Annotated in this window: 34 protein-coding genes; 19 read left to right on the forward strand and 15 right to left on the reverse strand. The window is 66.8% G+C overall.

The window, feature by feature from the left end:
* Nucleotides 1-2 precede the first annotated feature (2 nt).
* From WDJ57_RS03750 to WDJ57_RS03760, 3 genes are all read right to left on the reverse strand, one after another.
* Complete coding sequence (locus WDJ57_RS03750; protein ID WP_338904046.1) at nt 3-1,355, reverse strand: alkaline phosphatase family protein; 1,353 nt, start codon at nt 1,353-1,355, stop codon at nt 3-5.
* A 302-nt stretch (nt 1,356-1,657) separates the two neighbouring features.
* Nucleotides 1,658-1,816 (reverse strand): DUF7331 family protein, encoded by a 159-nt coding sequence (locus WDJ57_RS03755; RefSeq protein ID WP_338904048.1) that lies wholly within the window; start codon nt 1,814-1,816, stop codon nt 1,658-1,660.
* A 153-nt stretch (nt 1,817-1,969) separates the two neighbouring features.
* Entirely contained in the window at nt 1,970-2,503 is a 534-nt protein-coding gene (locus WDJ57_RS03760; RefSeq protein WP_338904050.1) for an inorganic diphosphatase, read from the reverse strand.
* Between the two features lie 225 nt (nt 2,504-2,728).
* Between WDJ57_RS03760 and WDJ57_RS03765 the strand changes: the two genes are divergently transcribed.
* Nucleotides 2,729-3,088, forward strand: a complete 360-nt coding sequence (locus WDJ57_RS03765; protein WP_338904051.1) for a PadR family transcriptional regulator — start codon at nt 2,729-2,731, stop codon at nt 3,086-3,088.
* Here WDJ57_RS03765 and WDJ57_RS03770 read toward each other — a convergent pair.
* Entirely contained in the window at nt 3,069-3,680 is a 612-nt protein-coding gene (locus WDJ57_RS03770; RefSeq protein ID WP_338904052.1) for a DUF7108 family protein, read from the reverse strand. The two genes, WDJ57_RS03765 and WDJ57_RS03770, sit on opposite strands and share 20 nt — an antisense overlap.
* A complete protein-coding gene (gene rnhA / locus WDJ57_RS03775; protein WP_338904054.1) occupies nt 3,673-4,266 on the reverse strand; it encodes a ribonuclease HI in 594 nt (197 codons plus the stop codon). Before rnhA ends, WDJ57_RS03770 begins: the two co-directional genes overlap by 8 nt.
* Before the next feature lie 180 nt (nt 4,267-4,446).
* Between rnhA and WDJ57_RS03780 the strand changes: the two genes are divergently transcribed.
* The 4 genes from WDJ57_RS03780 to WDJ57_RS03795 all read left to right on the forward strand — a co-directional run bounded on the left by WDJ57_RS03780 (nt 4,447) and on the right by WDJ57_RS03795 (nt 7,416).
* Nucleotides 4,447-5,412 (forward strand): transcription initiation factor IIB, encoded by a 966-nt coding sequence (locus WDJ57_RS03780; RefSeq protein ID WP_338904055.1) that lies wholly within the window; start codon nt 4,447-4,449, stop codon nt 5,410-5,412.
* Nucleotides 5,413-5,591: 179 nt separating this feature from the next.
* Entirely contained in the window at nt 5,592-6,845 is a 1,254-nt protein-coding gene (gene nreA / locus WDJ57_RS03785) for a DNA repair protein NreA (RefSeq protein ID WP_338904056.1), read from the forward strand.
* Between the two features lie 74 nt (nt 6,846-6,919).
* A complete protein-coding gene (locus tag WDJ57_RS03790; RefSeq protein ID WP_338904057.1) occupies nt 6,920-7,147 on the forward strand; it encodes a hypothetical protein in 228 nt (75 codons plus the stop codon).
* Between the two features lie 104 nt (nt 7,148-7,251).
* Nucleotides 7,252-7,416 (forward strand): DUF1059 domain-containing protein, encoded by a 165-nt coding sequence (locus WDJ57_RS03795; protein WP_338904059.1) that lies wholly within the window; start codon nt 7,252-7,254, stop codon nt 7,414-7,416.
* Nucleotides 7,417-7,497: 81 nt separating this feature from the next.
* On the opposite strand, the gene WDJ57_RS03800 is transcribed toward WDJ57_RS03795, so the two are convergent.
* Together WDJ57_RS03800 and WDJ57_RS03805 are read right to left on the reverse strand one after the other, a co-directional pair.
* Nucleotides 7,498-7,962, reverse strand: coding sequence for a DUF302 domain-containing protein (locus tag WDJ57_RS03800; RefSeq protein WP_338904061.1), 465 nt, complete (start codon nt 7,960-7,962; stop codon nt 7,498-7,500).
* A 48-nt stretch (nt 7,963-8,010) separates the two neighbouring features.
* Nucleotides 8,011-8,295 carry a DUF5789 family protein gene (locus WDJ57_RS03805; protein ID WP_338904063.1) on the reverse strand — a complete coding sequence of 95 codons (285 nt, stop codon included), beginning with the start codon at nt 8,293-8,295 and terminating at the stop codon, nt 8,011-8,013.
* Nucleotides 8,296-8,454: 159 nt separating this feature from the next.
* Between WDJ57_RS03805 and WDJ57_RS03810 the strand changes: the two genes are divergently transcribed.
* The 3 genes from WDJ57_RS03810 to WDJ57_RS03820 are packed head-to-tail and all read left to right on the forward strand — an operon-like array spanning nt 8,455 to nt 10,345.
* Nucleotides 8,455-9,372 (forward strand): DUF7139 domain-containing protein, encoded by a 918-nt coding sequence (locus tag WDJ57_RS03810; protein ID WP_338904065.1) that lies wholly within the window; start codon nt 8,455-8,457, stop codon nt 9,370-9,372.
* 40 nt (nt 9,373-9,412) lie between these two features.
* The gene (locus tag WDJ57_RS03815) at nt 9,413-9,736 is read left to right on the forward strand and encodes a transcription factor S (RefSeq protein WP_338904067.1); all 324 of its coding nucleotides are present in this window, start codon (nt 9,413-9,415) and stop codon (nt 9,734-9,736) included.
* Entirely contained in the window at nt 9,737-10,345 is a 609-nt protein-coding gene (locus tag WDJ57_RS03820; RefSeq protein WP_338904069.1) for a hypothetical protein, read from the forward strand.
* A gap of 7 nt (nt 10,346-10,352) precedes the next feature.
* Here the strand turns inward: WDJ57_RS03820 and WDJ57_RS03825 are convergent, their stop codons facing one another.
* The 3 genes from WDJ57_RS03825 to WDJ57_RS03835 all read right to left on the reverse strand — a co-directional run bounded on the left by WDJ57_RS03825 (nt 10,353) and on the right by WDJ57_RS03835 (nt 11,992).
* Nucleotides 10,353-11,075, reverse strand: a complete 723-nt coding sequence (locus WDJ57_RS03825; protein WP_338904071.1) for a methyltransferase domain-containing protein — start codon at nt 11,073-11,075, stop codon at nt 10,353-10,355.
* A gap of 1 nt (nt 11,076) precedes the next feature.
* Complete coding sequence (locus tag WDJ57_RS03830; RefSeq protein ID WP_338904073.1) at nt 11,077-11,463, reverse strand: nascent polypeptide-associated complex protein; 387 nt, start codon at nt 11,461-11,463, stop codon at nt 11,077-11,079.
* Between the two features lie 67 nt (nt 11,464-11,530).
* Nucleotides 11,531-11,992, reverse strand: coding sequence for a PUA domain-containing protein (locus tag WDJ57_RS03835; RefSeq protein WP_338904075.1), 462 nt, complete (start codon nt 11,990-11,992; stop codon nt 11,531-11,533).
* Between the two features lie 123 nt (nt 11,993-12,115).
* Between WDJ57_RS03835 and WDJ57_RS03840 the strand changes: the two genes are divergently transcribed.
* A complete protein-coding gene (locus WDJ57_RS03840) occupies nt 12,116-12,301 on the forward strand; it encodes a hypothetical protein (RefSeq protein ID WP_338904077.1) in 186 nt (61 codons plus the stop codon).
* On the opposite strand, the gene WDJ57_RS03845 is transcribed toward WDJ57_RS03840, so the two are convergent.
* Nucleotides 12,298-12,795 carry an NYN domain-containing protein gene (locus WDJ57_RS03845; protein WP_338904079.1) on the reverse strand — a complete coding sequence of 166 codons (498 nt, stop codon included), beginning with the start codon at nt 12,793-12,795 and terminating at the stop codon, nt 12,298-12,300. The genes WDJ57_RS03840 and WDJ57_RS03845 overlap by 4 nt on opposite strands.
* 51 nt (nt 12,796-12,846) lie before the next feature.
* On the reverse strand, nt 12,847-13,761 hold the full coding sequence (locus tag WDJ57_RS03850; protein WP_338904080.1) for a M48 family metallopeptidase: 915 nt from the start codon (nt 13,759-13,761) through the stop codon (nt 12,847-12,849).
* A 324-nt stretch (nt 13,762-14,085) separates the two neighbouring features.
* On the opposite strand from WDJ57_RS03850, the gene dapA reads away from it, so the two are divergent.
* From dapA to WDJ57_RS03900, 10 genes are all read left to right on the forward strand, one after another.
* Entirely contained in the window at nt 14,086-14,994 is a 909-nt protein-coding gene (dapA, locus tag WDJ57_RS03855; protein WP_338904082.1) for a 4-hydroxy-tetrahydrodipicolinate synthase, read from the forward strand.
* Entirely contained in the window at nt 14,991-15,749 is a 759-nt protein-coding gene (dapB, locus tag WDJ57_RS03860) for a 4-hydroxy-tetrahydrodipicolinate reductase (RefSeq protein ID WP_338904084.1), read from the forward strand. The genes dapA and dapB overlap by 4 nt, the downstream gene beginning before the upstream one ends.
* Nucleotides 15,746-16,621 carry a 2,3,4,5-tetrahydropyridine-2,6-dicarboxylate N-succinyltransferase gene (locus WDJ57_RS03865; protein ID WP_338904086.1) on the forward strand — a complete coding sequence of 292 codons (876 nt, stop codon included), beginning with the start codon at nt 15,746-15,748 and terminating at the stop codon, nt 16,619-16,621. The genes dapB and WDJ57_RS03865 overlap by 4 nt, the downstream gene beginning before the upstream one ends.
* Nucleotides 16,622-16,625: 4 nt before the next feature.
* Nucleotides 16,626-17,867, forward strand: coding sequence for a diaminopimelate decarboxylase (lysA, locus tag WDJ57_RS03870; protein ID WP_338904088.1), 1,242 nt, complete (start codon nt 16,626-16,628; stop codon nt 17,865-17,867).
* 41 nt (nt 17,868-17,908) lie between these two features.
* Nucleotides 17,909-18,172, forward strand: coding sequence for a type II toxin-antitoxin system HicB family antitoxin (locus WDJ57_RS03875; protein ID WP_338904090.1), 264 nt, complete (start codon nt 17,909-17,911; stop codon nt 18,170-18,172).
* Complete coding sequence (locus WDJ57_RS03880; protein ID WP_338904092.1) at nt 18,154-18,564, forward strand: putative toxin-antitoxin system toxin component, PIN family; 411 nt, start codon at nt 18,154-18,156, stop codon at nt 18,562-18,564. The genes WDJ57_RS03875 and WDJ57_RS03880 overlap by 19 nt, the downstream gene beginning before the upstream one ends.
* Nucleotides 18,561-19,634 carry a M20 family metallopeptidase gene (locus WDJ57_RS03885; RefSeq protein WP_338904094.1) on the forward strand — a complete coding sequence of 358 codons (1,074 nt, stop codon included), beginning with the start codon at nt 18,561-18,563 and terminating at the stop codon, nt 19,632-19,634. The genes WDJ57_RS03880 and WDJ57_RS03885 overlap by 4 nt, the downstream gene beginning before the upstream one ends.
* Before the next feature lie 112 nt (nt 19,635-19,746).
* The gene (locus WDJ57_RS03890) at nt 19,747-20,718 is read left to right on the forward strand and encodes an ABC transporter ATP-binding protein (RefSeq protein WP_338904096.1); all 972 of its coding nucleotides are present in this window, start codon (nt 19,747-19,749) and stop codon (nt 20,716-20,718) included.
* Complete coding sequence (locus WDJ57_RS03895; protein WP_338904098.1) at nt 20,718-21,506, forward strand: ABC transporter permease subunit; 789 nt, start codon at nt 20,718-20,720, stop codon at nt 21,504-21,506. Before WDJ57_RS03890 ends, WDJ57_RS03895 begins: the two co-directional genes overlap by 1 nt.
* Before the next feature lie 10 nt (nt 21,507-21,516).
* Nucleotides 21,517-22,119, forward strand: a complete 603-nt coding sequence (locus WDJ57_RS03900; RefSeq protein ID WP_338904100.1) for a TetR/AcrR family transcriptional regulator — start codon at nt 21,517-21,519, stop codon at nt 22,117-22,119.
* 17 nt (nt 22,120-22,136) lie between these two features.
* On the opposite strand, the gene WDJ57_RS03905 is transcribed toward WDJ57_RS03900, so the two are convergent.
* From WDJ57_RS03905 to WDJ57_RS03915, 3 genes are read right to left on the reverse strand one after another with little or no spacing between them, the layout of a single operon-like run.
* Complete coding sequence (locus WDJ57_RS03905) at nt 22,137-22,415, reverse strand: hypothetical protein (RefSeq protein ID WP_338904102.1); 279 nt, start codon at nt 22,413-22,415, stop codon at nt 22,137-22,139.
* A 4-nt stretch (nt 22,416-22,419) separates the two neighbouring features.
* The gene (gene purB, locus WDJ57_RS03910; protein ID WP_338904104.1) at nt 22,420-23,808 is read right to left on the reverse strand and encodes an adenylosuccinate lyase; all 1,389 of its coding nucleotides are present in this window, start codon (nt 23,806-23,808) and stop codon (nt 22,420-22,422) included.
* Nucleotides 23,809-23,856: 48 nt separating this feature from the next.
* Entirely contained in the window at nt 23,857-24,978 is a 1,122-nt protein-coding gene (locus WDJ57_RS03915; protein WP_338904106.1) for a PrsW family intramembrane metalloprotease, read from the reverse strand.
* Nucleotides 24,979-25,052 lie beyond the last annotated feature (74 nt).

Below are 25,052 nucleotides of genomic sequence, written 5' to 3' on the forward strand. Positions count from 1 at the left end.
CGTTACGACCGGGTCAGGAGGCTCCCGCCGTCGAACTCGGCGCGGTCGTACTCCAGTTCGAGCAGGTCGAGGATGGTCGGCGCGATGTCGTAGAGGTCCGAGTCCTCGATGCGCACGTCCGGGTCGTCGACGAACAGACAGGCGTTGTCGAAGCTGTGCATGCCGTTGCGCGGCCCGGTGCCGAACACCTCCTCGCTGCCCTTGAACCCGGCCTTGAGGTCGAAGCCGTGGTTGGGAACGACGGTCAGGTCCGGTGCGATGGCGTCGTGGGCACCCCGGAAGGCACCCTCCTTGGTCTCGACGCTCGCTGCGACCGGCGTGCCGTCCGGCCCTTCGAGGGCCTCCAGTTTCTCCTTGAGTTCCGCGCGGACGGCCTCGTAGTCGTCTTCCGGCACGCTCCCGCGGGGTTCGCGACCCTCCAGATTGAGGTAGAACCGGCCGGGGATGAGCGAGTACGCGCGGGTCTCGTCGCTGATGTCGTCGAGTTCGGAGTGGTCGTCGTCCTCGTAGGAGAGCCAGCCCTCCTGACGGAGCCATTCGTTTAAGTGGACCTCGTGTTCGAGCGTGGTGAACCCGTGGTCCGAGGCGACGAGCATGGTCACGTCGTCGGGGAGCATCTCCCGGAGGCGGCCGAGGTAGTCGTCGACCTTGCTGTAGAACTCCAGGAACTCCTCCTTGTACTCGCCGTCGTGCTCGTAGTCCCGGAACAGGAAATGGTTCACCCGGTCGGTGGTCATGAAGACGCCGAAGAAGAGGTCCCAGTCGTCCTCCTCGACGTAGTGTTTGAACGCCTCGAAGCGGGCGTCCAGCGTCTCGTGGGCGTCCTCGATGAACGCGGACTTGTCCTCGTCGTGGCCCAGTTTGGCGTTGACGTCTATCTTGTAGTCGTTGGCTTCGAGGAACGAGCGCAGTTCCGCCGGTTCGGCGGCCCGGTCGACGCCGGGGGAGAGAAAGCCCGAGACCATCCGCTGGACGTTCTCCTGGGGCGGGAACGTGACGGGGACGTTCATCACCGTCGCCTGGCGCTGGGCGCTCTGGACGCGGTCCCAGATGCGGGTCGCCTGGACGTCACGACCCATCGGGACGTAGGTGTCGTAGGAGTCGGTCTCGCGGTCCTGGAAGCCGTAGACGCCGGTCTGACCGGGGTTGACGCCGGTCGTCAGCGACGGCCAGCAGGCGCTTGACTCCGGGGGAACGATACTGTCGATAGCTCCGGCACTGCCTTCGTCGGCAATCGCCGCGAGGTTATCGAACTCGTCGGGATTGTCTGCGACGAGGCTGTACGGGACCCCGTCGATGCCGAAGAAGGCGACACGGGGATTGCCATCGCCACGCAAGCGGTCGAACAGACCCATACACCGGGTTACTGCGGTATCGCACAAGAAGCTTCTTTTCGACGCCGGGAACGGGGCCGAGCGGCCCGATGGAGCGGGTTCTCCGAGAAATCGGCAATCAGTGCTCCGAGAGCGGGCGGCCACACTCCGGGCACGTCGTCGATTCGGGGTCGAAGTTCGCCGGCACGACGGTCGGGTGGTCGACGCCGACGGTCGACTGTCTGGTAGCCATCGTACGTCGAACGACGGGCTGGACCCCCAAGTAATTACCCATGCTCATAATTCATGGCACGTCTTGCCGGGATTACCGACGGGCATACGGGTCAGCGCATCTCGTCCAGGGAGACGGTCACGTCGGCGTGAATCCAGCGCCGTGTGGCCGTACGGTCGTAGATGACGAGGCCGTCGGCGAACTCGACTGTGCGATAGCGGGGCCGCTCGGTGTCCGATGGAGGGTCGTGGGTTTCGTTGGTGTCGTGCATCGTCCTCACCGCCTTCGCTCGATACCAGGGGCCGCACTGTCGTATAAATGGCAGTTAGTACGGGTGAATTCGGCCGAATTTACCCCAGTTCACGTATTTGAGGCTGTCGCTCGTGCGTAAAACTGAGAATCGGGGAGAAGTGCTGGCGTAAACTCAGCCGAAATGTTCCTCGTATAGGTCCTGGGCGTGCTCGATAGCGTCTTTGGCGGCCTGCTTGTCCTCCCAGCCCAGCGTCTCGACTTCCTTGCCCTCTTCGAGGTTCTTGTAGGTCGCGAAGAACTCGTCTATCTCGTCCAGCGTCTGCTGGGGAATGTCCTCCAGGTCCTCGATGTGGTCGTACCGGGGGTCCTCGACGGGGACGGCGATGACCTTGTCGTCCTGTTCGCCGTCGTCGTCCATCTTCATCAGCGCGACCGGGCGGGCCTCGATGACGCAGCCGGGGAACGTCTGGTCCTCGACGAGGACGAGCACGTCGAAGGGGTCCTCGTCGTCGTAGTACGACTGCGGGATGAACCCGTAGTCGGAGGGGTAGTGGACGTTGCTGTGGAGCACGCGGTCCAGCATCACGCCGGGGATGTCCTTGTCGTACTCGTACTTGTTGCGCTCGCCCTTGAGGCACTCAACGACAGCGTAGATCTCCTCGGGCGGGTTCGGGCCCGTCTCGAGGTCTTCCCAGAGATTCACCATCAATCGGGTCTCCGCGTACCTACCAAAAACTACTTTCGGTCTCATTCTGTAGCCCGAGATACAGACAGAGGCACGGTCCCCGAAAGCGGGGTAACCGATTGGCGGGTCTGAATGTTCGACTCCTCTAGAAAGCTGCGGCTATCGCTCTCGCGTCCTGCGGTTCGTTCGTGACAACCCGCTTCCGATTTACCAAGTGTTAAATAGACAGGTGACATCTGAATAAGCATGTCAGAGGCACAGACGGTAGCCGAAAGTCCAGGCATAGCGAAAGAGCTCACCGCGTTCCAGCAGAACATCCTCACGATTCTCGCCGAGGAGCCCCGCTACGGGCTCGCCATCAAGCGAGAGCTCGAGACGTACTACGACTCCGAGGTCAACCACGGCCGACTCTACCCGAACCTCGACGACCTCGTCGAGATGGGACTGGTCGAGAAGAGCGAACTCGACAAGCGGACGAACCAGTACGCGCTGACCGACGACGGCTACGAGGCCGTCCTCGACCAGCTCGGCTGGATGTTCGACAAGATAGTCACCGAGGAGAGCCGGGCCGAGGACATCGAAGCCCTCATCGCCCAGCACCGGTAGACTCGTCGTCGGCGACATCGACGGCGTGCTGCACTGACACGTCGACGACCGCTTTCTGGTCGTCGCTCGGAAACGCGTTCCGGACGAAGTACTCCGAGAGGAACTCCTCTCGCTCCTCCCGGGTCAGCCGGTCGATGGGCTTCGCGTAGTGGTTGCTGGCGAAATCGGCCAGCGCGTGGGCGTTCTGTCCGTGGACCGCCCCCTCCTCCTCGGCCACCTGCTCGGCGACGGTCCGGTTGTGGTCCTCGACGGTCTGCCAGTCGTTGCTGGCACCCGGTCCCTCCAGCGGCCGCTCGATGCCGCGGTCGACGTCGTCGACCCGGTCGGGGTGGACCGTCCCGTCGACGACCCACTCCTCGGGGTACAGCACCAGCGTGTCGCGGTCGTCCTCGCGAACCCGCGCGGCGAAGTCGGTGTCGTCCAGCAGGTCCGTGCGCGCCCGGCGGTACGTCGCCGCCTCGGCTTCGTCGACCGCCTGGTGAGCCAGGCGGGTCAGCCGCTCCGCCTCGTCGACGATGTCGGCGGGGAGTTCCGCGTCACCGTCGCCGTCCTCGCTGTCGGGTGCTCCGTCCTGGTCGGTGTTCTCAGCCATCTTCGAGTGCCTCGTTGGCAAGTTCGTCGGCGCGCTCGTTTATCTCTCGCGGTACGTGCGACAGCGACCACTCGTCGAACTGCGCGAGCAGTTCCCGCACCCGCACGCGGCGCTCGCGCAGCTCCGGATTGTTGGTGTCGTACTCGCCGCGAACCTGCTTGACGATGAGTTCCGAGTCGCCGCGGACGTCGACCCGGTCGAAGCCGTAGTCGGCGGCGACCTCCAGCGCGCGCGCCAGCGCCTCGTACTCGGCGCGGTTGTTCGTCGTCGCGCCGATGCGCTCGCCCCCCTCCGCGACGATGCCGTCGCTGGTGACGATGACCCACCCGATAGCGGCGGGTCCGGGGTTGCCGCGGGCCGCGCCGTCGAAGTAGACGTGCGCGCGTCCGCCGGCATCGCGCAACAGCCCTTCCAGGCGGCCGGGCTGGCTGCCCTGGACCACCACCTTGTCGTCGTACGCGACCGCGATCGCGTCGGCGTAGTCGGCGCGCCACCGTTCGTGGTCGGTGTTGCCTGGCCGTACCTCGACCCCGGCAGCTTCGAGTCGGTCCCGGGCCGCAGCCACGTCGCACTCGATGACCGGCATTCGGATTTACCTCACCGTTGGACAGGCATTACAGTTTGCACTCGAAAATGCTGTGCCATCCGATACCAAAGCGCCGCTGTCTATCGGTTTCCGACCATTCCGTTGTCTGGAAGGGGACAGATACCGAAAGAGTTTTGACCAAGGGTTTAAGTATATCGCCAATACTACTATAAAAGTGCGATGACACGGTCCAGCCGCCAGCGGGAGCGCGAGCGCGAGTCTGAAACTGAACAAGAAGAGGACGAGGGTGTACGGGACTGTCCGGAGTGTGGGTCTGAGGACCTCATAAAGAGTTCTGACCGGGGTGAGCTCATCTGTGACGACTGCGGTCTCGTCGTCGAGGAAGGGAACATCGACCCCGGGCCGGAGTGGCGGGCGTTCAACCACCAGGAACGACAGGAGAAGTCGCGGGTCGGCGCACCGACGACCCAGACGATGCACGACAAGGGGTTGACGACCACTATCGACTGGAAGGATAAGGACGCCTACGGCCGGTCTATCTCCTCGAAGAAGCGAAGCCAGATGCACCGACTGCGGAAGTGGCAGGAGCGCATCCGAACCAAAGACGCCGGCGAACGAAATCTCCAGTTCGCCCTCTCGGAAATCGACCGCATGGCCTCCGCACTGGGGGTCCCGCGGTCGGTCCGGGAGGTCGCATCCGTCATCTATCGCCGGGCGCTGAAGGAGGACCTCATCCGCGGCCGCTCCATCGAGGGGGTCGCGACGAGCGCACTCTACGCCGCCTGTCGGAAGGAGGGGATTCCGCGAAGCCTGGAGGAGATTTCTGACGTCTCACGCGTCGAGCGCAAAGAAATCGGACGCACCTATCGCTACATCTCGCAGGAACTCGGTCTGGAGATGGAGCCCGTCGACCCCAAAAAGTACGTCCCGCGGTTCTGTTCAGAACTCGAACTCTCCGAAGAGGTACAGACCAAAGCGAACGAGATAATCGAGACGACCGCAGAGAAGGGCCTTCTTTCGGGCAAATCGCCCACCGGCTACGCGGCCGCCGCAATCTACGCCGCGTCGCTGCTCTGCAACGAGAAGAAGACGCAACGCGAAGTCGCAGACGTCGCCCAGGTGACCGAAGTCACCATCCGCAACCGGTACCAGGAACAGATAGAGGCGATGGGAATCCACAGCTAGGGACCCCACCGCCAGTCAGACGCACCTTCTCGTCTCCGAGGGGGGGGAGGACAGTCCGCTCCCCGTCGAACGTCACGGACAGCCACGGGACCGGGGGTCGTCCGTGTGAACACGGCGGTGGTCTCCTCGCAACGGCTGAGGGTCAGATTCATACGCCGGAGGCACCCACTGTCGGACGAATGCGGCTGGACGAGTTCGTCGAGGGGTTCGAGCGCGACGAGGCTGCCGAGCGACGTCGCCTGGCCGAGGAGAAGTCCTACGCGATCACCGACTACCTCGACGACGTGGAACGGCAGTTCGAGTCCGTCGTGCAGGGCGACTCCCTGTTCGGCTCGACGGCCCCGGAGATATTCGTCGGCCGGTCGAACTACCCCGACGTCTCGACGGGGCTGCTCTCGCCGATGGACGCCGAGGCAGACGCGACGGACTTCGCGACCAGCGGCGAGTGGTACCGGCAGGGCTACGAGATAGACGACGTGCTCCAGCGCCGGACGGGGTTGCTCAACTCGACGCGCTCGGCGGAAGTCAACGTGGAGGACGTCTGGGACGGCTTTGTCGGCGTCCAGCGCGAAGTCGCGATCGCCGACCACCCCGTCGACGTGGAACTGGGACTCGATGCGAAGCCGGAACTGGACCTCTCGCTGGACGACATCTCGACGCCGACCGGACCGCGCGCACGCGCCAGGGAGGCCGACCTCGCCGAGAACCCGCACGTCCCGAAAGCCGTCGAGAAGACGCTCGAAGACGACGACTGGCAGGCCCAGGGCGCGATGACCTACCTCTACCGCCGCGGGTTCGACGTCTACGACATCAACACCATCCTCTCGGCGGGCGCGCTCGGCCGCGGGCGGAACCGTCGGCTCGTCCCGACGCGGTGGTCCATCACCGCCGTCGACGACACCGTCGGGCAGTACCTCCGGGGGAGCATTCGCAACGCCTCGACCGTCAACGAGGTACAGGTCTGGTACAACGACTACGTCGGCAACGACTACTGGGTGATTCTCGCGCCCGGCAACTGGGAGTTCGAACTCGTCGAACTGAAAGCGCCGGGCAGCATCTGGAACCCTGAACCCGACGGCGAGTACTACATGGCCGCCGACGACGAGGGCTACGAGGGCCGGACGGGCTACGTCGACGAGACGTCCGGGGCGTACTACGCCTCGCGGCTGGCCGTGCTCGAACACCTCGAAGACGTCGACCGACAGGCGACCTGTCTGGTCATCCGTCACGCAAGCGAGTCTTACTGGGCACCGGTCGGCGTCTGGCAGATTCGCGAGGGCGTCCGCCACGCCTTCGAGGGCGACTACGCGACGGCGGAGACGTTCCACGGTGCGATTCGGCAACTGGAGTCTGCGCTGCCGGTCTCGCTGTCGGCCCTGCGCCGGAAGTCGAAGATGGTCGCCGGCATCCAGTCGCAACTGACTGACTTCTGAAAGAAGTGTCGGCGAAACCACCGGACGGAACGCTTATTAGCCCGCTCTCCCTCCGCCGCGGTAAGACGCGATTAATGGTCCGCTGTACACGCGACGGCTGCGGCTGGGAATCGATTGCGCCCTCGGAGTCGGCCGCACAGGCGCAATACGCCGACCACCTCGTCACCGAGCACGCACGGCGCGTCGACGCCGACATCCCCGAGGGGATGGTGCAGGTCCGCCTCGACGAGGGCGACGAGTGGCGCACGATGACCGTCGAGCAGGCGACGGCCTTCCACGAGGCAGTCCACGGCGACGACTGACGCCAGAGAAAGGTGTCGTTTCCCGGCGTAACGCGAGCCAACTCCCGACAAGCCACTCAATAACTACAGCCCGGACTGCGCAACCGAGGCCCGGAGTGACACACATGGCGCTGGAGGTTCGCTGCCGGGACGCCGGCATGGACTGCGATTTCATGGTACGGTCGGAGAACGAGAGCGAACTCATCGAGTTCGTCCAGCAACACGCGCGGGACGCCCACGGGATGGACATCCGCCGCGCCGACGTCCGCGACATGCTCACGGAGGCCTGACGCTCTCGGCCACACAGTCGCGGGGACGTGCGCACGCGCTCCGACGACCCGACGTGCCGACGAGAGCGGCGGCCAGGCGTCTCAGGCGACGGCGTGTTCCGACGCCCGCAGCGTCGAGAACAGGTCCTCGACGTACTCGCCGGTGTCGGCGACGATGTCGGCCCAGGTGTCGTCGTCGGGGGCCATCCCGACCAGCCGCGCGATGCGCATGATGGAGACGTGGTAGACCCGCTGGCGACCCGGTTCCTCCTCCCAGAGAACGACGTTGCAGGCCATCAGACCCCCGAGCTTGTTGTCCGAGGCGTCGAGCGCCCGGTCAGCGACTTCGGGGTTGCAGGCACCCAGTACGTAGTAGGGGTCGCGGTCCGCGCCGATTTTCTCGTTGAGCATCTCCGAGGGCGAGAACTCGACGGGCACGCCGAAGCCGGCGTCCTCGCACGCCTCGCGGACGAACTCGATTGCCTCCTCGTGGTCCATCGCGAGGACGGTCTGCTCCTCTCCGATGTCCTCGGGACCGAGCAGAGTCGGGTCGATAGGAAGTGTCATCAACGGAGTGGACGACCGGAACGGACAAAAGTCCGACGGAGGTGTGCCTCACTCGGTCGGAACCGGACCGGTTCCGATGACGTCCTCGACGGCGCTGGTGAACTCCTGGCGCGTCGAGAAGTACGGTTCGTCGACCTCCGCCAGGACGTCGGAGAGTTCCCGCGGCCCGTCGGGCGTCCGGATGGTGGTCTCGCCCTCGCGGGCGTCGACTTCGCTCTTTTCGATGCCCCACATGAGTCGCTCGGCGACCCGCGCGAGCGGCGCGCCCTCGACGGCGTCGCCCTCGCCGAGCGAGACGGCAGGTTCGTCCTCGCTGTCGTCGTCTTCGGCCATACGCCCCCTTCCCCGCCCCATGGATTAGTGTTTACGAATCCCTGTGCTCGCGGCTCCACCGCCGCTGTTCGCCCGTCCCGGGGCGCGACGTCGTTCCGGACCCGCCGTGTGACGCGCGTCTGACGGGGAGTTTTGTAGCTGTCGGTGATATCAAACCACATGACTAGCCTCACTGACGTGTACGACGGGGGCGTGGGCGTCGTGGCGGACCCGCGCCAGCGGCTGGCGGGGGCCGGGCTCTTCCTCGCGGGCGCGGCGATGGTCGTCGGTGCCATCCCCATCGCCACAACCGACCTCGCCGGCAGTGTCGGCCTCTCGGTGTTCGAGGCCCGCGAGCTGGCGGGCGTCCTCGCCGGCCTGGGCGTGCCCGCGGTGTTCGTCGGCATCCTGACCGTGCTGCCGGCCGGCCGGGGGACGCGAGCGGGGGCGGCGATCGGCGCGAGCCTGGCGATTCTCGGCGTCGCCCTGTTCGGGTACGCCTACCCATACAACTGGGTGTCGACGGACCCGGCGATGGCCGTCGCGACGACGCTTCTGTACTCGCTGGGGACGCTCGTGACGTTCTGGTGTCTGTTCGTCGGCATCGCGACGTTCAAGACGCGCAACGACCCCGGCGGCACCGCCCGGCTGGAACTCACCGACGAGGGCACTATCAAGGTCGTCAGCACCGATAGCGCCATCCCCGGGATGGGCGGCATCGGCCTGTTCGGGAACGACCCCGACGGGAACGTCGAGACACAGACCAACGACGGCGAGGCCGACACGCTCGTCGCGGAACCCGACGTCGACGAGATGGGGGTCCAGCAGACGCCGAACCCGACGCCGTCACCGACCCCGGCGGGCGACGGCGCGGGGGCCGTCGACGCCGCCGATGCCGGTGGAGCGCAGGACCCGGCGGCCGCGAACGCGGACGTCAGGGAGGCCGTCCAGGAGCGCGGGCGGCCGGACCGGTACTGCGGGAACTGCGCGCACTTCGAGTACGTCCGCGCCGACGGCGAAATCGCGCCCTACTGTGGCCTCCACGACGAGGTGATGGAGGACATGGACGCGTGCCCGCAGTGGGACGCCAACAGCTGAACCCGGGGAGTTAAATTGCTGAGGCGGATACTCACCTGACATGGAATTTTGCGACGAGTGCGGTTCGATGATGAAGACAGAAGGCGACCACTGGGTCTGCGGGAGCTGCGGCCACGAGAAACTCCGCGACGGGGCGAAGGAGGAGGCGATGGTGACGACGCAGGGCCAGGAGGAGTCGGAAGTCGTCGACATGAGCGAGGCCGGCGACGAGGCTATGGGGCCGACGACGAACGCGCGCTGCCCGGAGTGTGGCAACGAGAAGGCCTACTACGAGATGAAGCAGATTCGCGCCGCCGACGAGTCCGAGACGCGCTTTTTCACCTGTACCGAGTGCGACCACAAGTGGCGCGAGGACGACCACTAGATGCCCGGTGACCCCGACTACCCGACGGTGCCGGGCGAGAAACTGCGTGGCTGGGAACTGGCCGCCGAGTCCGTCGAGACGGTGTTCCAGCTCCCGGCTGCGCGGGTCGTCGGGGCGACGCGGCAGTACGAGGACGAACAGACCAGAGAGGCCGTCACGGAGGCCACGGACGGCGAACTCGACCACAAGTGGCGCTTCTTCGCCGCCACGCACCTGGGCTTCGACCCGATGCTACCGCCGGGAACGCTGCCGTCGATGATTCTGCCGACGATGCAGTCGGAGGCCCGCAAGAAGTTCCGGCGGCGTCTGGAGGACCGCGGCGTCACGGACATCGAGCGGGCCCGGACCGAGCGGGTGCGCGTGCGGTCGGGCAACCGGGCGCGGCTGACCCGCTTCGACGGGATGGACCCGGTCGTCGATGGGGGCATCCCGGTGACTGGCTGGGTCGGCGTCTGGAACGACGGCACGGACTTCTTCGTCGTCACCGGCGGCTACCCGGGCGTTCCGCTCGCCGACGCGCTCGGCGTCGACGGGACCAGCGAGCAACTGACGCGGACGCCCAGCGAGGCGCAGACGGAGCTGCTGGACCTGCTGCGGGACGTCCAGTGACGGAGAACTAGGGCTTCCGCGCGAACGTCAGGTAGCCGGTGTGACCGACGCCGGCCGTCGACGGCCGGGAGCCGCGGTCGTCGAAGTCCATCGTCCGCTGGATGGTCTCCAGCGTCTCTATCTCGTCGAGCCCCAGGTTCCCCGCCGTCTCGACCACTGCGCGGGTCTGCTCGACGAACGGCGAGTAGACGGCGACGTAGCCCCCGGAGACCAGCAGGTTCGGGACGTGTTCGACGACCGTCGCCGCGTCCTCGGTGTCCAGCGTCAGCACGTCGAACCGGTCGCCGCCGACGAGGTGGTCGGTCACGTCGCCGGTGCGTACGTCGACGGCGTCCGCGACGCCCGCCAGGTCCATGTTCTCCCGGGCCACGTCGGCGAACTCCGGGTCGCGCTCGTAGGTCGTCACGTCCGCCCCGATGCGGCCGAGATAGGCGGCGAGCACGCCCGTGCCCGTCCCGGCGTCGAGCACGCGGTCGCCGGCGCAGAGGCCGGTGTGACCGACGATGAGCCCCACGTCGCGGGGCATCATCGGCGCTCCGGTGCGTTCGAGGTGGTGAAAGAGGTCCGGCCCGCGGAGGTCACGCACGACGAACGTCGTGCCGAGATGGGTCTGGACGGTCTGGCCGGGTTCGACGTCGTCGGGGACCTCCAGAATGCCGAGGTCGGTCTCCAGGCGCTCGCCCGGTGCCAGCAGGTACTCGCGGTCCTCGTGAACGAACAGGTAGGACACGCTACTCCAGCCGTTCGACGGCTGCAGCGAGGTCGCCGTCTGTCGCCTCCAGCGCCTCGCGGGCCTCGTCCTCGGGGACGCCCGTCCGCATCGCGACGAGTTCCACGTCGTCCTGCGGGATGCCCTCGTCGGCGTCGTCCTCGCCCGCCTCGACGGCGCTGGCGCTGCCCTCGCCGCGGTCGCGGGTCTCGGGCGAGCCGACGACCTGGTAGGTCTGCTGGCCCTGCGCGTTCATGAGCTGTACCTCCGCGTCGGTGAAGACCAGTTCCTCGTCGGCCGTCCTGATGACGACCTCCTCGGCATCGATTTCCTCGATGTCGATGCCCATCTGTTTCATCATCTGCTTCATCTTGCTGGGGTCGAGACCCCCGCCGCCTCCTCCAAACATACCCTTCGGTTCGCCCCTGGTGATAAAAAGGTCTGCGTTGCGCGTTCTCGGCCGCCGGGCCGACGACTCACTCCGCGGCCGTGTCGCGCACGTCGACGGCCATCCCCGTCTCGAACTCTACCATCCCCGGCCCGGGTAGTTCCGCGCGGCCGACCGCCAGCAGGCGGCCGTCCTCGTGTTCGACCAGCACTTCGTCGCGGGGCCGGATGTCCGCGCCCGCCGTCGCGACGAACTTCGCGAAGACGTTGCGCCCCTCCAGCACGTAGGGTTCGCTCTCGTCGCCCACCACGACCCGGTAGGCCGGTGCGTCCAGCGCCCGCTGGAGGCGCTCGCCACCGGCCACGCCCAGTCGCAGGCGGCCGTCGGTCCCGTAGGTGACCAGCCGACCCGCCGGTCCCCGGACCTGCCGGGGGCGGCCGGAACTGGTCTGTGTCACGGTCAGGTCGTCCGCGGACGGGAACAGCGCGCGCCCGGCCCCGCGCCCGAACTGGTAGTCACCGACCCGACGGAGCACCGCGATGTCGTCCATCGCTCCTCCGTACCAGCCCGCAGCACTAAGTCGCTCCGTTCCGGCCCACAGCGTGTGAGAGAATATCAATCATCGAGGGAGTTCAGGAGAGTTAATAAGGGAGAGACACCGACGTAGAGCTACATGAATTCGACACTGAAGATAGGCATCGGTGCGGTCCTCTCGGTGGTCACCTCCGCGCTCATCATCTACGTCAGCATGGCGGGCGAGCCGATTATCCCCGGCATCATCGGGAGTGTGGCGGCGCTGGTGATGGCTCTCGGCGTGCTCCTCGTCGGCACCTCCAGTAAAGAAGGGCGGCCGGTCTAGAGCAAGAACTGGTCGGTATCGTCGCTGAGGTTCGTGAAGTCGTGGGCCGCCTCGACGAGTTCGTCCGCAGTCGACTCCCTGAAGGAGTAGACCTCCACGCGGACGCCCTCGTGTTCCAGATACCGACACAGGCGAGCGAAGTCGCCGTCGCCGGTACAGAGCGCGACGGTGTCGACGTGGGGCGCGAGCGAGACGGCGTCCAGGCTCATCCCGACGTCCCAGTCGGCCTTCTTCGAGCCGTCCTGGAAGGTCTTTATCTCCTTTATCTGCGTCTCGAAGCCGATGTCGACGAGCGCGTCGAAGAAACTCTCCTCCTCCGGCGCGTCGGCCTTGACCACGTAGGCGAGCGCCCGCGTGAGCTTCCGGCCGTCCACCGCCGATTCGAGCAGGCTGGCGTAGTCGATATTTCGCGTGTAGAGGCTCTGTGCCGTGTGGTAGAGGTTCTGCGAGTCAGCGAGAACGGCGACCCGCTGGTTCGGGTGAATCTCCGTCATTACGTTCTCTCGCCGACCCAGCGCAAAAGGGCTTGCTGCCTGGGGCCGTCGTTACATCGAGCGGAGCTTGCTGATACGCTTCTCGACGGGCGGGTGGGTGGCGAAGATGGTCTGCAGGACGCCGCGGTCACCCTCGAAGATGCACAGCGCGGCGACTTCGTCGGGGGTGCCCTGCTGCTGGCGCTGCTGTTGCTGTCCGGGGCCGCGGCCGCGACGCTGCTGCTGGCGGGCCTGCTGTTGCATCTGCTGGCGCTGTTTCGCGCCCTCGCTTATCTTCTCCAGCGCGCGGGCCATCGCGTCGGGGTTGTTCGTGTACTGCGCGGCGTCGCTGTCGGCGACGTACTCGCGGTACCGGGAGATGGCCAGCACGAAGATGGAGACGAGCATCTGGGCGATGGACCCGGCAATCATCGCGAAGAAGTACGACGCGATGTTGCGCTCGCCGCCGAACAGCACCGCGAACTGGACGACGATACCGACCATCGCGGCGATGGACTGCCCGATGAGCATCATCACGACGTCGCGGTTGCTGATGTGGGCGAGTTCGTGCGCCAGGACGCCTTCGAGTTCCTCGCGCTCCAGCAGGTCGATAATCTCCGTCGAGACGACGACGACGCCGGCACCCTTCCGGCCGACGGCGAAGGCGTTGGGGACGCCCATGTCGGCGACCATCAGGCGGGGCTTGTCGATGCCCATGTCCCGGCTCAACTGCTCGACTTGCTGGTGAATCTCCCTGTAGCGCCCCTCGTTGGGCATGTCTTCCGCGCCGACGCTCCTGAGTGCAGCCCACTTGCCGAACTTGTACTGGAAGCCGACGAAGCCGACCGTACCCAGCAACAGGAGGGCGAGTACGGTGGTGTTCGCACCGTAGTTGAAGATGACGAGTCCGGCGATGGCCGCGTAGAAGGCAAACAGGATGCTGCCCATGACGACCATCCGGAATTTGAGACCAATGTGTCGTACCATCAGGGACAGTTACGAGATGGAGTATAAAAAACCACGCGCTCTATGCCAGGTAGTTGCACAATCGCTCCCGTTAGAGAGCCGGTCCGGCAGGCACAACACATAAGTTCCAGGATGGCACTTCTTCCGGTATGACGCGGGCCACGCTCGACGGCAGTGCGGGTGCAGACGCCGAGCGTGGCGTGTCTCCTTCTGCGAAACGCAAACGCTGAGAGAGACTCGCGGCGGGAGTGGCGTCCCCGTCGCGGGTCGTGGTGGCCGACCGGCAAGCGACCGCTGAACCGAACCACACAAGCGACACCCCGACAACACAGCAGACAACGACCAATGACAGACTTCGACACCTTCGGCGGCGTGTACCCCGCGATGTGCACGCCGTTTCACGACGACGGTAGCATCGACTTCGAGACACTCCGCGCGGACGCACAGCGACTGGAGGCCGCGGGCGTCGACGGCCTGGTCCCGATGGGCTCAACCGGCGAATCGGCCACGGTGAGCCACGACGAGCACGTCGAGGTCATCGACGCCGTCATCGACGCCGTGGACGTCCCGGTCATCGCCGGCAGCGGCTCGAACAACACCGCGGAGGCGCTCTCGCTGTCCCAGCGGGCCGCCGACGCCGGCGCGGACGCGCTTCTCCTGATTTCGCCGTACTACAACAAGCCCGAACAGCAGGGCTTCGTCGAGCACTACGAGACCATCGCCGACGAGGTGGACGTGCCGCAAATCGTCTACAACGTCCCCTCCCGGACCGGCCAGAACATCGAGGCCGACACCGTGGCGACGCTGGCCGAGCACGAGAACATCCAGGGGTACAAGGCCGCCGGCGGCGACCTGAACCAGGTCAGCGAAATCGTCGAGAAGACCCGCGACCAGGAGTTCGACGTGCTCTCGGGCAACGACGGCGAGACACTGCCCATCCTCTCGGTGGGCGGCACCGGCTGTATCAGCGTCGCCGCCAACGTCGAACCCGAGCGCATGGGCGCGATGGTCCACGCCGCGCTCGACGAGGACTACCCGGAGGCGCGCGCACGCCACCACGACCTCGGCCCACTCTTTCGCGCGCTGTTCTGGGAGACCAACCCCATCCCGGTCAAGGCCGCCCTGGAGATTCGCGGCCACGGCAACGGCAACGTCCGGCCGCCGCTGACCGAGGCCACTGAGGAGACCTACGGGGACCTCGAATCGGTGCTGGCCGACTACGAGACCCCCTTCGAGGCCGCGGAGGCACGATGACGACGCTGGGCGTCAACGGCGCTGCCGGGCGGATGGGGCAGGCGGTCGTCGAGGCCGCCGGCGAGCGCGACGACGTATCGGTCGCCTTCGGCATCGACGTCGACGCCGACGCGGATGCGCCCGTACCCGTCTACGAGCCCGCGGAAACCGCTGACGCGCTGGCCGAGCACGACCCCGACGCCGTCGTCGACTTCACGGTGCCGGACTCGACCGTGGACCTCGCGGGAGCCTGCGCCGAGGCCGGCGTCGCCCTCGTCGTCGGGACGACGGGCGTCGACGAGGACCAGCTATCGGTCCTACAGGAGGCCAGCGAGGCGACGCCGCTGCTCAAGGCGACGAACTTCTCGCGGGGCATCCAGGCGCTGCTCCGCGCGCTCGGGCCCGCGCTGGAAGCCCTGGAGGGCTACGACGTGGAGGTCATGGAGACCCACCACAACCAGAAGCGGGACGCACCGAGCGGCACCGCGAAGACAATCCTCGAAGAAATCGCCGAGCACCGCGACTTCGAGACAGTTGCCGGCCGCGAGGGCATCCAGCCCCGCGAGGAGGGAGAGGTCGGGATGCTCGTCCGGCGCGCGGGCGACATCCGCGGCGAGCACGAGGTCATCCTCGCCGACAACGACGAGGTGCTCTCTCTCAGCCACCGCGCCGAGGACCGCGGCGTGTTCGCCGCTGGGGCCATCGACGCGGCGGTCTGGCTGGCGGAGCAAAACCCCGGTTGGTATAGCTTCGGAGACGTAATCGACGAGTCATGAGTCTGCAATCCGACATCGAACATCTGTGGGAGCGGTACGACGACGGACTGACGGCGGCCGACGCCACCGACGAGGACCTGACCGTGCTCGCGGAGTTCCTCGAAGCCCTGGAGGCCGGCGAGGTCCGCGCCGCCGAGAAGCGCGACACCGCTGCACAAAGCGCAGCGGGGTCCCAGCCGTCGGCTGGGAACGGCGAGTGGCAGGCAAACGAGTGGGTCAAGCAGGGCGTCCTGCTCAACTTCGGCCTGCACGAGATTTCCCAGTACGAGTACGGCGGCGTCACCTACAACGACGTGCTGCCGCTGCTGGACACCAGCGACCTCGGCGACCGCGGGTCCCGCAACACGCCGGACGGCACCACCGTCCGCCGCGGGGCCTACCTGGGCGAGGACGTCATCATGATGAGCCCCTCCTTCGTCAACATCGGGGCGCACGTCGGCGATGGGACGCTGGTGGACTCCTGTGACACGGTCGGCTCGTGTGCCCAAATCGGCGAGAACGTGAAACTCGGCGCGAACACGCTCATCGGCGGCGTCCTCGAACCGGTCGAGAACGCGCCGGTCATCGTCGAGGACGGCGCGTCCCTGGGCGCGGGCTGTCGCGTCACCAGCGGCTTCGTCGTCGGCGAGAACAGCGTCGTCGGCGAGAACACGCTGCTGACGCCGCGCATCCCGGTCTACGACCTCGTCGAGGAGGAGGTCGTCTACGGTCACCTCCCGCCGGAGCGCCGGGCCTTCTCGCGGTTCGTCGAGTCCTCCATCAGCGACCACGACATGTTCGACGGCGGCGCGTACAAGCCCGCCGTCGTCGCGACGGACATCGAACAGGAGACCCTGGAGGGGACCGAGCGCGAGGACGCGCTGCGGGAGTGAGTCGATGAGTCAGGCCACGTCGCCGCCGATACGTCGCCTCGCGGACTGGGACCACGAGCGGCTGGAACGCCTCGCCGCCGAGCACGGGACGCCGCTGTACGTCGTCGACCTCAACCGCGTGCAGGCGAACTACCGCCGCTTCGCCGGGGCCTTCCCGGACGCGCACGTCATGTACGCAGCGAAGGCCCACACCGGCCGTGCGGTCCTCTCGGCGCTGCTGGACGCCGGCGCGGACATCGAGTGTGCCGCCCGGGGCGAACTCCAGCGGGCCATCGAGGCCGGTGCGGACCCGGACACGCTACAGTACACCGCAGTCAACCCGCCCGCGGCGGACCTGGACTACGCGACCGACCTGGCGGCCGACCACCCGGGACTCACCATCACCGGCGGCGCGACGGACACCTTCGACCGCCTCGAAGAACGCGGCTACGACGGCCGCGTCGCCATCCGCGTCAACCCCGGCATCGGCACCGGCCACCACGAGAAGGTCGCCACCGGCAAGGACGCGAAGTTCGGCATCCCCTACGACCAGGTACCGGCGGTGGCCGCGGACGTCGCCGAGCGGTTCGACCTCGTCGGCATCCACGCCCACGCCGGCAGCGGCGTCCTCCACGACGACTTAGACGACCACTGCCGCGCCATCGCGAAGGTGGCGGACATGGGCCGTACCGTCGAAGACCAGGTCGGCGATCTAGAGTTCGTGGACTTCGGCGGCGGCTTCGGCGTCCCCTACCGCGAGGACGAGGAACCCCTGGACATGGCTGTCGTCGGCGAGAAGGTCCGCGACGCCGTCGGCGACCTGAACGCGCAGATAAAGCTCGAACCCGGGCGCTACGTCGTCGCCGACGCGGAACTCATCCTGACCGACGTGAACACGGTCAAGGAGACGCCGGCGACGACCGTCGTGGGCGTCGACGCCTCGCTGGCGACGCTCATCCGTCCGGCGATGTTCGACTCCTACCACCCGATTCGGAACGTCTCAGCGCCAGACCGCGAGGCCGAACCGGTCTCGGTCGGCGGACCATGCTGTACGAGCGCCGACGTGTTCTGCACGGACCGGCCGGTCGCTCGACCCGAGCGCGGGGACCTGCTGGCAATCGGCAACGCTGGCGCGTACGGCTACGAACTCGCCAACCAGTTCCACTCCCAGCCCCGGCCGGCGGAAGTCGCTATCGCAGGCGACGAGGAACGGGTCGTCCGGCGGCGCGAGACGCTGGACGACGTGACGCGCCTGGAGCAAGACTGACCGGGCGAATCCTTATACACGAATCCGAACTACGTGACGGTATGGCCGCAACGGTCGAGATAACCGAAGAAGATGGCAGTTACACTGCCGTCGACACCGACTCGGGCGTCTCCGCCAGCGGAGAATCGAAGGCGCTGGCGCTGATGTCCCTCGCCGTCGCTCTGGAAGACAGCGACGAGGAACGGAATGAGGATACCGAGACAGCGTTGCGCTCGCTGGCGGAGCGGACACAGCGTCGGTTCGAAAATGAGAGCATCACCGAAGACGACGTCGAGGACGCAATTGCATGGGCCCGGTCCGAGTAGTCTGCGACACCAACGTCTTCATTTCCGCGTTCGGCTTCGGTGGCACACCCCTGGAGGCAGTGCTCCGAGCGTGTCGATCGGACTGTCGAATCGTAGTGTCGGAGCAAACGTTAGCGGAGTTGGGACGCGTCATGCAGTACACTCGGTTACCATTCACCGACGAGGAGCGAGGCCAGTATCTCTCGGTTCTCACCAGGGAGGCCGAGCGAGTGGACCCCGACGCCGAACCGAACGTTATCGAGCGCGACCCGGACGACAACGCGTTTCTCGCCTGTGCGACAGCAGCACAGGCCGATTACGTGGTTTCCGGTGACGAGCACCTGCTGGCCCTTGGAAAATACCGGGACACCGAAATCGTAACACCTGCAGGCTTCCTCGAACGTATCCAATGAGCTACGACGTCGACGACTTCCACCGCGCGGCAATCGAGACCCCGTCCCACGAGGACGTAGACGCGATGCGGGACCTCCTCGTCGAGACGCTGGAGCGAGAGGGGACTGACCCCACCGTTGACGACCTCGGCAACGTCCTCGCCACCCGCGGCAGCGGCGACCCGCACGTCGTCCTGAACACCCACATCGACACCGTGCCGCCCCACGTCGGCTACGAGCGCGACGGGGACGTCGTACGCGGCCGGGGAGCCTGCGACGCGAAAGGACCGCTCGCCACCTTCCTCGCCGCGTTCTTCGACGCTGACGTCCAGAACGGCCGCCTGACGCTCGCCATCTCGCCGAACGAGGAGACGACACAGACCGGGGGCGCACACCTTGGGGAGACGCTGGACGCTGACAGCGTTATCGTCGGCGAACCGACCGGCCTCGACGTGTGTACGGCCGCCCGCGGCCAGTTCGAGGGGGCGGTGACGATTCGCGGCGAGAGCGCCCACGCCGCCGACCCCGCGAGCGGGAAAAACGCCATCCGTGCCGCGACGGTCGTCGTCCAGGGCATGGAGACCTACGACGACCAGTACGGCCCCGGCGAGCACGACCTGCTGGGGTGGCCGACGCTGACCCCGACCCTCATCGAGGGCGGCGAGGCGACCAATCAGGTTCCCGGCGAGTGTACCGTCACCTTCGACCGGCGCTCCGTGCCGCCGGAGTCCGTCGACGAGTTCGTCGTCGAACTGGAGGAGCACCTCTACAGCCTGCTGCCCCGCGGGATGGACCTCTCCGTGTCGCTGCTGCGTCCTGACATGCCGTACCCCGAGGCGTTCGAGACGGACGCGGACGCGCCAGTCGTGCACGCGCTCCAGTCCGCCAGTGGCGGCGAAATCCGACCATTCGGCGCTGCGACGGAGGCCTCCTACTTCGCGGCCGACGCCCCGACGGTCGTCTTCGGCCCCGGCGTCCTGGCAGACGACGAGGGGCCGGTCGCCCACGCGGAACGGGAGTACGTCGACCGGCGGGACGTCCACCGGGCCGCGGACGTGGTGTCGGAGGCCGTCTCCGACTTGCTGGGCTGAGGTCGCAGCCGCTTCGGCCGCTAAAACACCCCATAGCCCCTATAATACGTATTCAGGCCTTCAAAAATATCTGAACGATATATTCATATATTCCCACAGCGAAGGACCAATTATGAGCGCGATTACCGTCACGGACCTGAGCAAGAACTACGACGGGGTGCTCGCGAACGACGCGGTGTCCTTCGAGGTCGCGGAGGGTGAGGTGTTCGGCTACCTCGGGCCGAACGGGGCCGGGAAGACGACGACCATCCGGACGCTGATGGGCTTCCAGACGGCGACAGACGGAACCGCGACGTTGCTCGGCGCGGACATCCACGACGAGGACGCGATGGTCGCAGCGAGAGAGCGCGTCGGGTACCTCCCGTCGAATCCCGGCTTCGACGAGACGGCAACCGGAGCCGAGATTCTGGACCTCCACGCGTCGATAAAGGGCGACTCGCGGCGGGCGGAACTGCTCGACCTCTTCGAGGTCCCGCTCGACCGCGCCGTCCGCAGCTACTCGACCGGCCAGAAGCAGAAGCTCGGCCTCGTCCAGGCGTTCATGCACGACCCGGACCTGGTGGTCATGGACGAGCCGACGGCGGGGCTGGACCCGCTGATGCAACAGCGGTTCAACGAGTTCGTCCACGTCGAGAAGCGCGCGGGGACGACCATCTTTCTGTCCTCGCACGTCCTGAGCGAGGTCCGCCGCGTCTGCGACCGGGTCGGCATCATCCGCGACGGGGAGATGGTGACCGTCGAGAGCGTCGAGGACCTCCTGCACCGCAGCGGGAAGTTCGTTCGCTTGCGGGTCGCTGCCGACCTCGCGGAGGCTGACATCGACCTCGACGGCGCTCACGACGTGTCCGTGCAGGCGGTCGACGAGTCCTACGCGGAGACGGCGATTGCTGCCGGCGGGGGGGTCGACGCGGAGACGGTGACCGAACTCACGTTCACGTACACCGGCGATTTCGACTCGCTCGTCGACTTCGCCGACGGCTATCACGTCCTCGAACTGGACGTCGAGGAGGCGCCCCTCGAACAGGTGTTCATGCAGTTCTACGGCGGCGGAGACGATACCGCCGTCCCCGGAGGTGCGGCCTGATGTTCGAGTTCAGCCGCTACTACGGCCGTCGCCGCGTCAGGGGGTCGGCCGCGCTGACCGCCGGACTGGCGATTCTGACGGGTCTCTACATCTACCTGTTCCCCAGCATCTCGTCGAGCATCGACCTCGACGCCTACATCCAGGGCATGCCACCTGCGCTGCGGGCCGCCTTCGGGATCCAGTCGCTGAGTACCATCGAGGGCTTCCTCGCCGCCGAACTGTACGCCTTCGGCTGGGTGCTGTTACTCGGGCTCTATCTGGCCTACAGCGCCGCGGGGCTCATCGCCGACGACGTGGAAGACGGGCGGATGGACATGCTGCTCGCCCTGCCGGTCACGCGGTCGAAGGTCGTCCTGGAGAAGTTCTCCGCCGTGCTCGTTCCCATCGCAATCGCGAACGTCGTCCTGCCGGTGTTCGTCTACTTCGGCGTCCTCGCCATCGGCGAGACCATCTCGGTGGCCGACCTCGTGATGGTGCACCTGCTGTCGGTGCCGTACCTGCTGACGACGGGCGCCATCGGCCTCGTCGCCTCCGTCATCTTCGACCGGACGAGCCTCGCACAGCGGGCAGCGATGGGGGTCGTCTTCGGGCTGTTCCTCGTCGACTCCGTCGTCACGAACACCGACTTCGCGGCGCTGGGCGCGCTCTCGCCGACGCGGTACTACGACCCCGCCGCAGTCCTCGTGGAGTCCCAGTGGGACGTGACCGGCGCGGTCGTGTTGCTCGTGGCAGCGCTCGCGCTCGTGCTCGTCGGCCGAACGCTGTTCCAGCGGAAGGATATCGCATGAGGGGGCGACGATGAGCGGCGGATTCAGCGAGGCCGAGCGCGAGCGCATCCGCGAACGGCTCGTCGCCGAGGGACGGGAGCTGTTCGCCCGCTACGGGCTCAAGAAGACCACCATCGGAGAGCTGACGGAACCAGTCGGCATCGCCAACGGCACCTTCTACCAGTTCTTCGACTCCAAGACCGACCTCTACGTCGAGATTCTGGAACGGGAGGGCGAGGAGATGCTGCCCCGCCTCATCGCGCCGCTGGAGGAGGAGGACGACCCCGAGACCGCAATCGTCGAGTTCCTGACGGCGCTGATGGACGAGATAGAGACGAATCCGCTGGTGCGCCGGCTGCTGGTCGAACCCGACGAGATGGAGATGCTCAGGGACTACCACACCGAGGAGGAACTGGCACGGGACCGCGAGGAGTCGCTGGGGTACATGCTGCCGTACGTCGAGGCGTGGTACGAGGCCGGCGAAGTCACGGGGCCGAGTCCGCGACTCGTCGCCAGCGCAATTCGGTCGGTGTCGTTCCTGACGCTCCACCAGGAGGACATCGGCGAAGACCTGTACGGCGAGACCCGGGACCTCGTGATTCGGTCGGTCGCTGCCGGGCTGACGGCCGACTGAGCGGGGCTGGGGAGCGGTCAGGCGAACTCCAGGAACAACAATCCGGCCACGACGACCGTGGCGATAGCTGCCAGTGCGAGAATCGTGTACTGGCGAAGGCCGAACTCCGTCGGAGTCGTCGAACGGACGTTCGGATTGTACAGCCAGTAGATGGCGATGACGACGAAAACCGGGCCGGTGCTGAAGATTATCAGCCAGGTCAGGGTCCCCGTCGACCAGGAGAGCAGGACGCCACAGGCCGAGAACAGCGACCCCACGTAGAGGAGACAGAGGGCTTCGAGGCGGGCGAGGTCCATGCTGTCACTCCGAGAGTCCGTCAACCAGTTCGTCGGCGACGCCGGTGTAGCCGGCGGGCGTCAGCGCCTGGAGTTCCTCGCGCACGTCGGCGGGCACGTCGAGGTCCGCGAAGAGGTCGTGGAAGTCCTCGATGGTCACGTCGCGGCCGCGGGTGAGTGCCTTGACCCGCTCGTAGGCGTCGGTGTGGCCCTCCCGGCGGAGGATGGTCTGGACGGCCTCGCCGATGATTTCGGGCGTCTTCTCCAGTTCCTCCCGCATGACGTGTTCGTTGGGGACGACCTTCGCGAGGCCGTTCTGGCACTTGCTGTAGCCGATGAGACAGTGGGAGAAGGCGGCCCCGACGTTGCGCTTGACCGTCGAGTCCGAGAGGTCCCGCTGGAGGCGTGACGTGGTGACGTAGTCGCCGAGGAAGACCAGATCGGAGTTGGCCTTCGAGAGGTTGCCCTCGCTGTTCTCGAAGTCTATCGGGTTGACCTTGTGGGGCATCGTCGACGACCCGGTCTCGCCCTCGACGGCCTCCTGGCCGAGGTAGCGGTCGGAGACGTACAGCCAGGTGTCGAGGTCCAGGTCCAGCAGGACGTTGTTCGCGCCGCGGACGGCGTCGAAGACCGCGGCCAGGTCGTCGCAGGGGTTGACCTGCGTCGTCAGCGGTTCGTGCTCCAGACCGAGGCCGGTGACGAACGACTCCGAAAAGGCCGGCCAGTCCACGTCGGGGTAGGCGGCGTGGTGGGCGGCGTAGGTCCCGCTCGCGCCGGCGAGTTTGCCCGAGAGGTCGGCAGCGGCCGCGTCGATGCGTGCGAGCGAGCGACCGAGGCGGGAGGCGTAGACGGCCATCTCCTTGCCGAAGGTGGTCGGCGTCGCTGGCTGGCCGTGGGTGCGGGCGAGCATCGGCAGGTCGCGGTACTCGCGGGCCATCCCGGCGAGGGTGTCCCGGACCTCGCGGAGTTCGGGGACCAGCACCTCCTCGACGGCGGGCTTGACGAGCAGGCGGTGTGCGAGGTTGTTCACGTCCTCGCTGGTCAGCCCGAAGTGAATCCACTGGGCGGCGTCGAGGTCCGCCGGCAGGCCCTCGCGGACGAAGTACTCGACGGCCTTCACGTCGTGGTTGGTGGCCGAGTACCCGGCGTATCCCTCCGTTTCGAGCTGTTTGACGACGTCGGCGTCGTCTGCGTCGAAGACCTCGTACAGCGAACGCAGGTGGGCGCGCTGGTCGGCGTCTATCGACAGCGGCGTGGCGTCGAGGTCCGCGAGCGCGAGCAGGTACTCCACCTCGACGCGGACGCGGGCCCGCATGAGCGCCTGCTCGCTGGCGTAGGGGACCAGCGGTTCGGTGTAGCGTGCGTAGCGGCCGTCGAGCGGCGAGACGGCCTGGACGGCGGCGCGGTCGGTCATGCCAGTACCTCCTCGACTCTCCAGAAAAAGGCTGCCGCTTTCCCGGTCTCACCTCCCCTCGCGGCCCTCCTCCCCGGTCCGCTCCTCGACGGACGGCCCCGACTCCCAGTCCCGCCGGGGCCGCTCCGGCGGCGCTTCGTCGCGTTCGGCCTCCCGCCCGTCGTCGGTCTCGGATTCGAACTCGGACCGTGGCGGTGCGGTCTCGGGGCCGCCTGTCCGGCCGGGACCGCTGGTCCGGGCCTCCTCGTAGAGCGAGCGATACCTGGCTATCTTCCGGTAGAGGACGAGCAGCCAGAGGCCGTCGTAGACGACGACGAAGGCGACGAAACCCATCTGCGTGAGCGGGAGGACGGTCACCAGCGAGTTGTAGGTAGCGTGGATGAAGGCAGCGATGACCAGCCCCTTGACGACGATGGGGCCGCGGTTCTCGGGGTTGAACTTGGCGAGGCCGAGGTAGTAGCCGGCGAACGCCGAGTAGATGACGTGGCCCGGCCCGACGAACGCGCGGAGGTAGGCCACGTCTACCGCAGGGGCGAGCGGGGTAGCGATGCCAGCCTCGGCCGTCGTGAGGTAGATGTTGAGGATGTAAACCAGGTTCTCGATGGCGGCGAAGCCGAGGCCGGCGACGGCCCCGTAGACAACGCCGTCGACCACGGTGTCGAACGAGTCGGTCTTGTAGGCGTGGACGCGCACGGCCAGCCACTTGACCGTCTCCTCGACCGGCGCAACGACGACGAAGAAAAAGAGCGCGAGCCCGACGATGCCGAAGAGTTCGAAGGCCGGGGCGAACAGGCTGTTGACGATAGCCGCGAAACTGGCAAAGAGCAGACTGAGGAGGAAGGTGATAGCGAGCAGTTCGACCGGCTCCCGTCTCGTCGGATCACCGTACCAGAAGTAGCCAGTCAGTGCCAGCGCCGGGACGATGGAGACGAGCGCGAGACCGCCGAGGATGGGCTGTTCGACGACGAGCAGGCCACCGATGGCGAGCTGTGCGAGAAAGAGGACGCCAGCGGTGACGACGAGCAGCCAGGTCCGGGCGGTGCGGAGCGCGGCCGTCAGCCGGACGGCGAACACGTCGAGGCGGGACCTGACGTCCCACGTCGCGACGTCGTAGAGGTCGTAGCGGTCCCCGAGCGCGTCCTCGACGGGGTCGCGCTGGTCGTCGGTCATAGCGACTGTTCGAGCGGGGGCGTAACAAGCTTGGCCCCGATGCGGGTTTCACCCGCTGAAGCTGCGGTACCATT

The sequence above is a fragment of the Salinibaculum sp. SYNS191 genome (assembly GCF_037338445.1).
Taxonomy (GTDB): domain Archaea; phylum Halobacteriota; class Halobacteria; order Halobacteriales; family Haloarculaceae; genus Salinibaculum; species Salinibaculum marinum.

Coding starts and splice junctions, on each gene's coding strand:
- WDJ57_RS03750 (WP_338904046.1), bottom strand. CDS start 1,355: ATGGGTCTGTTCGACCGCTTGCGTGGCGATGGCAATCCCCGTGTCGCC.
- WDJ57_RS03755 (WP_338904048.1), bottom strand. CDS start 1,816: ATGCACGACACCAACGAAACCCACGACCCTCCATCGGACACCGAGCGG.
- WDJ57_RS03760 (WP_338904050.1), bottom strand. CDS start 2,503: ATGGTGAATCTCTGGGAAGACCTCGAGACGGGCCCGAACCCGCCCGAG.
- WDJ57_RS03765 (WP_338904051.1), top strand. CDS start 2,729: ATGTCAGAGGCACAGACGGTAGCCGAAAGTCCAGGCATAGCGAAAGAG.
- WDJ57_RS03770 (WP_338904052.1), bottom strand. CDS start 3,680: ATGGCTGAGAACACCGACCAGGACGGAGCACCCGACAGCGAGGACGGC.
- rnhA (WP_338904054.1), bottom strand. CDS start 4,266: ATGCCGGTCATCGAGTGCGACGTGGCTGCGGCCCGGGACCGACTCGAA.
- WDJ57_RS03780 (WP_338904055.1), top strand. CDS start 4,447: ATGACACGGTCCAGCCGCCAGCGGGAGCGCGAGCGCGAGTCTGAAACT.
- nreA (WP_338904056.1), top strand. CDS start 5,592: ATGCGGCTGGACGAGTTCGTCGAGGGGTTCGAGCGCGACGAGGCTGCC.
- WDJ57_RS03790 (WP_338904057.1), top strand. CDS start 6,920: ATGGTCCGCTGTACACGCGACGGCTGCGGCTGGGAATCGATTGCGCCC.
- WDJ57_RS03795 (WP_338904059.1), top strand. CDS start 7,252: ATGGCGCTGGAGGTTCGCTGCCGGGACGCCGGCATGGACTGCGATTTC.
- WDJ57_RS03800 (WP_338904061.1), bottom strand. CDS start 7,962: ATGACACTTCCTATCGACCCGACTCTGCTCGGTCCCGAGGACATCGGA.
- WDJ57_RS03805 (WP_338904063.1), bottom strand. CDS start 8,295: ATGGCCGAAGACGACGACAGCGAGGACGAACCTGCCGTCTCGCTCGGC.
- WDJ57_RS03810 (WP_338904065.1), top strand. CDS start 8,455: ATGACTAGCCTCACTGACGTGTACGACGGGGGCGTGGGCGTCGTGGCG.
- WDJ57_RS03815 (WP_338904067.1), top strand. CDS start 9,413: ATGGAATTTTGCGACGAGTGCGGTTCGATGATGAAGACAGAAGGCGAC.
- WDJ57_RS03820 (WP_338904069.1), top strand. CDS start 9,737: ATGCCCGGTGACCCCGACTACCCGACGGTGCCGGGCGAGAAACTGCGT.
- WDJ57_RS03830 (WP_338904073.1), bottom strand. CDS start 11,463: ATGTTTGGAGGAGGCGGCGGGGGTCTCGACCCCAGCAAGATGAAGCAG.
- WDJ57_RS03835 (WP_338904075.1), bottom strand. CDS start 11,992: ATGGACGACATCGCGGTGCTCCGTCGGGTCGGTGACTACCAGTTCGGG.
- WDJ57_RS03840 (WP_338904077.1), top strand. CDS start 12,116: ATGAATTCGACACTGAAGATAGGCATCGGTGCGGTCCTCTCGGTGGTC.
- WDJ57_RS03845 (WP_338904079.1), bottom strand. CDS start 12,795: ATGACGGAGATTCACCCGAACCAGCGGGTCGCCGTTCTCGCTGACTCG.
- WDJ57_RS03850 (WP_338904080.1), bottom strand. CDS start 13,761: ATGGTACGACACATTGGTCTCAAATTCCGGATGGTCGTCATGGGCAGC.
- dapA (WP_338904082.1), top strand. CDS start 14,086: ATGACAGACTTCGACACCTTCGGCGGCGTGTACCCCGCGATGTGCACG.
- dapB (WP_338904084.1), top strand. CDS start 14,991: ATGACGACGCTGGGCGTCAACGGCGCTGCCGGGCGGATGGGGCAGGCG.
- WDJ57_RS03865 (WP_338904086.1), top strand. CDS start 15,746: ATGAGTCTGCAATCCGACATCGAACATCTGTGGGAGCGGTACGACGAC.
- lysA (WP_338904088.1), top strand. CDS start 16,626: ATGAGTCAGGCCACGTCGCCGCCGATACGTCGCCTCGCGGACTGGGAC.
- WDJ57_RS03875 (WP_338904090.1), top strand. CDS start 17,909: ATGGCCGCAACGGTCGAGATAACCGAAGAAGATGGCAGTTACACTGCC.
- WDJ57_RS03880 (WP_338904092.1), top strand. CDS start 18,154: ATGGGCCCGGTCCGAGTAGTCTGCGACACCAACGTCTTCATTTCCGCG.
- WDJ57_RS03885 (WP_338904094.1), top strand. CDS start 18,561: ATGAGCTACGACGTCGACGACTTCCACCGCGCGGCAATCGAGACCCCG.
- WDJ57_RS03890 (WP_338904096.1), top strand. CDS start 19,747: ATGAGCGCGATTACCGTCACGGACCTGAGCAAGAACTACGACGGGGTG.
- WDJ57_RS03895 (WP_338904098.1), top strand. CDS start 20,718: ATGTTCGAGTTCAGCCGCTACTACGGCCGTCGCCGCGTCAGGGGGTCG.
- WDJ57_RS03900 (WP_338904100.1), top strand. CDS start 21,517: ATGAGCGGCGGATTCAGCGAGGCCGAGCGCGAGCGCATCCGCGAACGG.
- WDJ57_RS03905 (WP_338904102.1), bottom strand. CDS start 22,415: ATGGACCTCGCCCGCCTCGAAGCCCTCTGTCTCCTCTACGTGGGGTCG.
- purB (WP_338904104.1), bottom strand. CDS start 23,808: ATGACCGACCGCGCCGCCGTCCAGGCCGTCTCGCCGCTCGACGGCCGC.
- WDJ57_RS03915 (WP_338904106.1), bottom strand. CDS start 24,978: ATGACCGACGACCAGCGCGACCCCGTCGAGGACGCGCTCGGGGACCGC.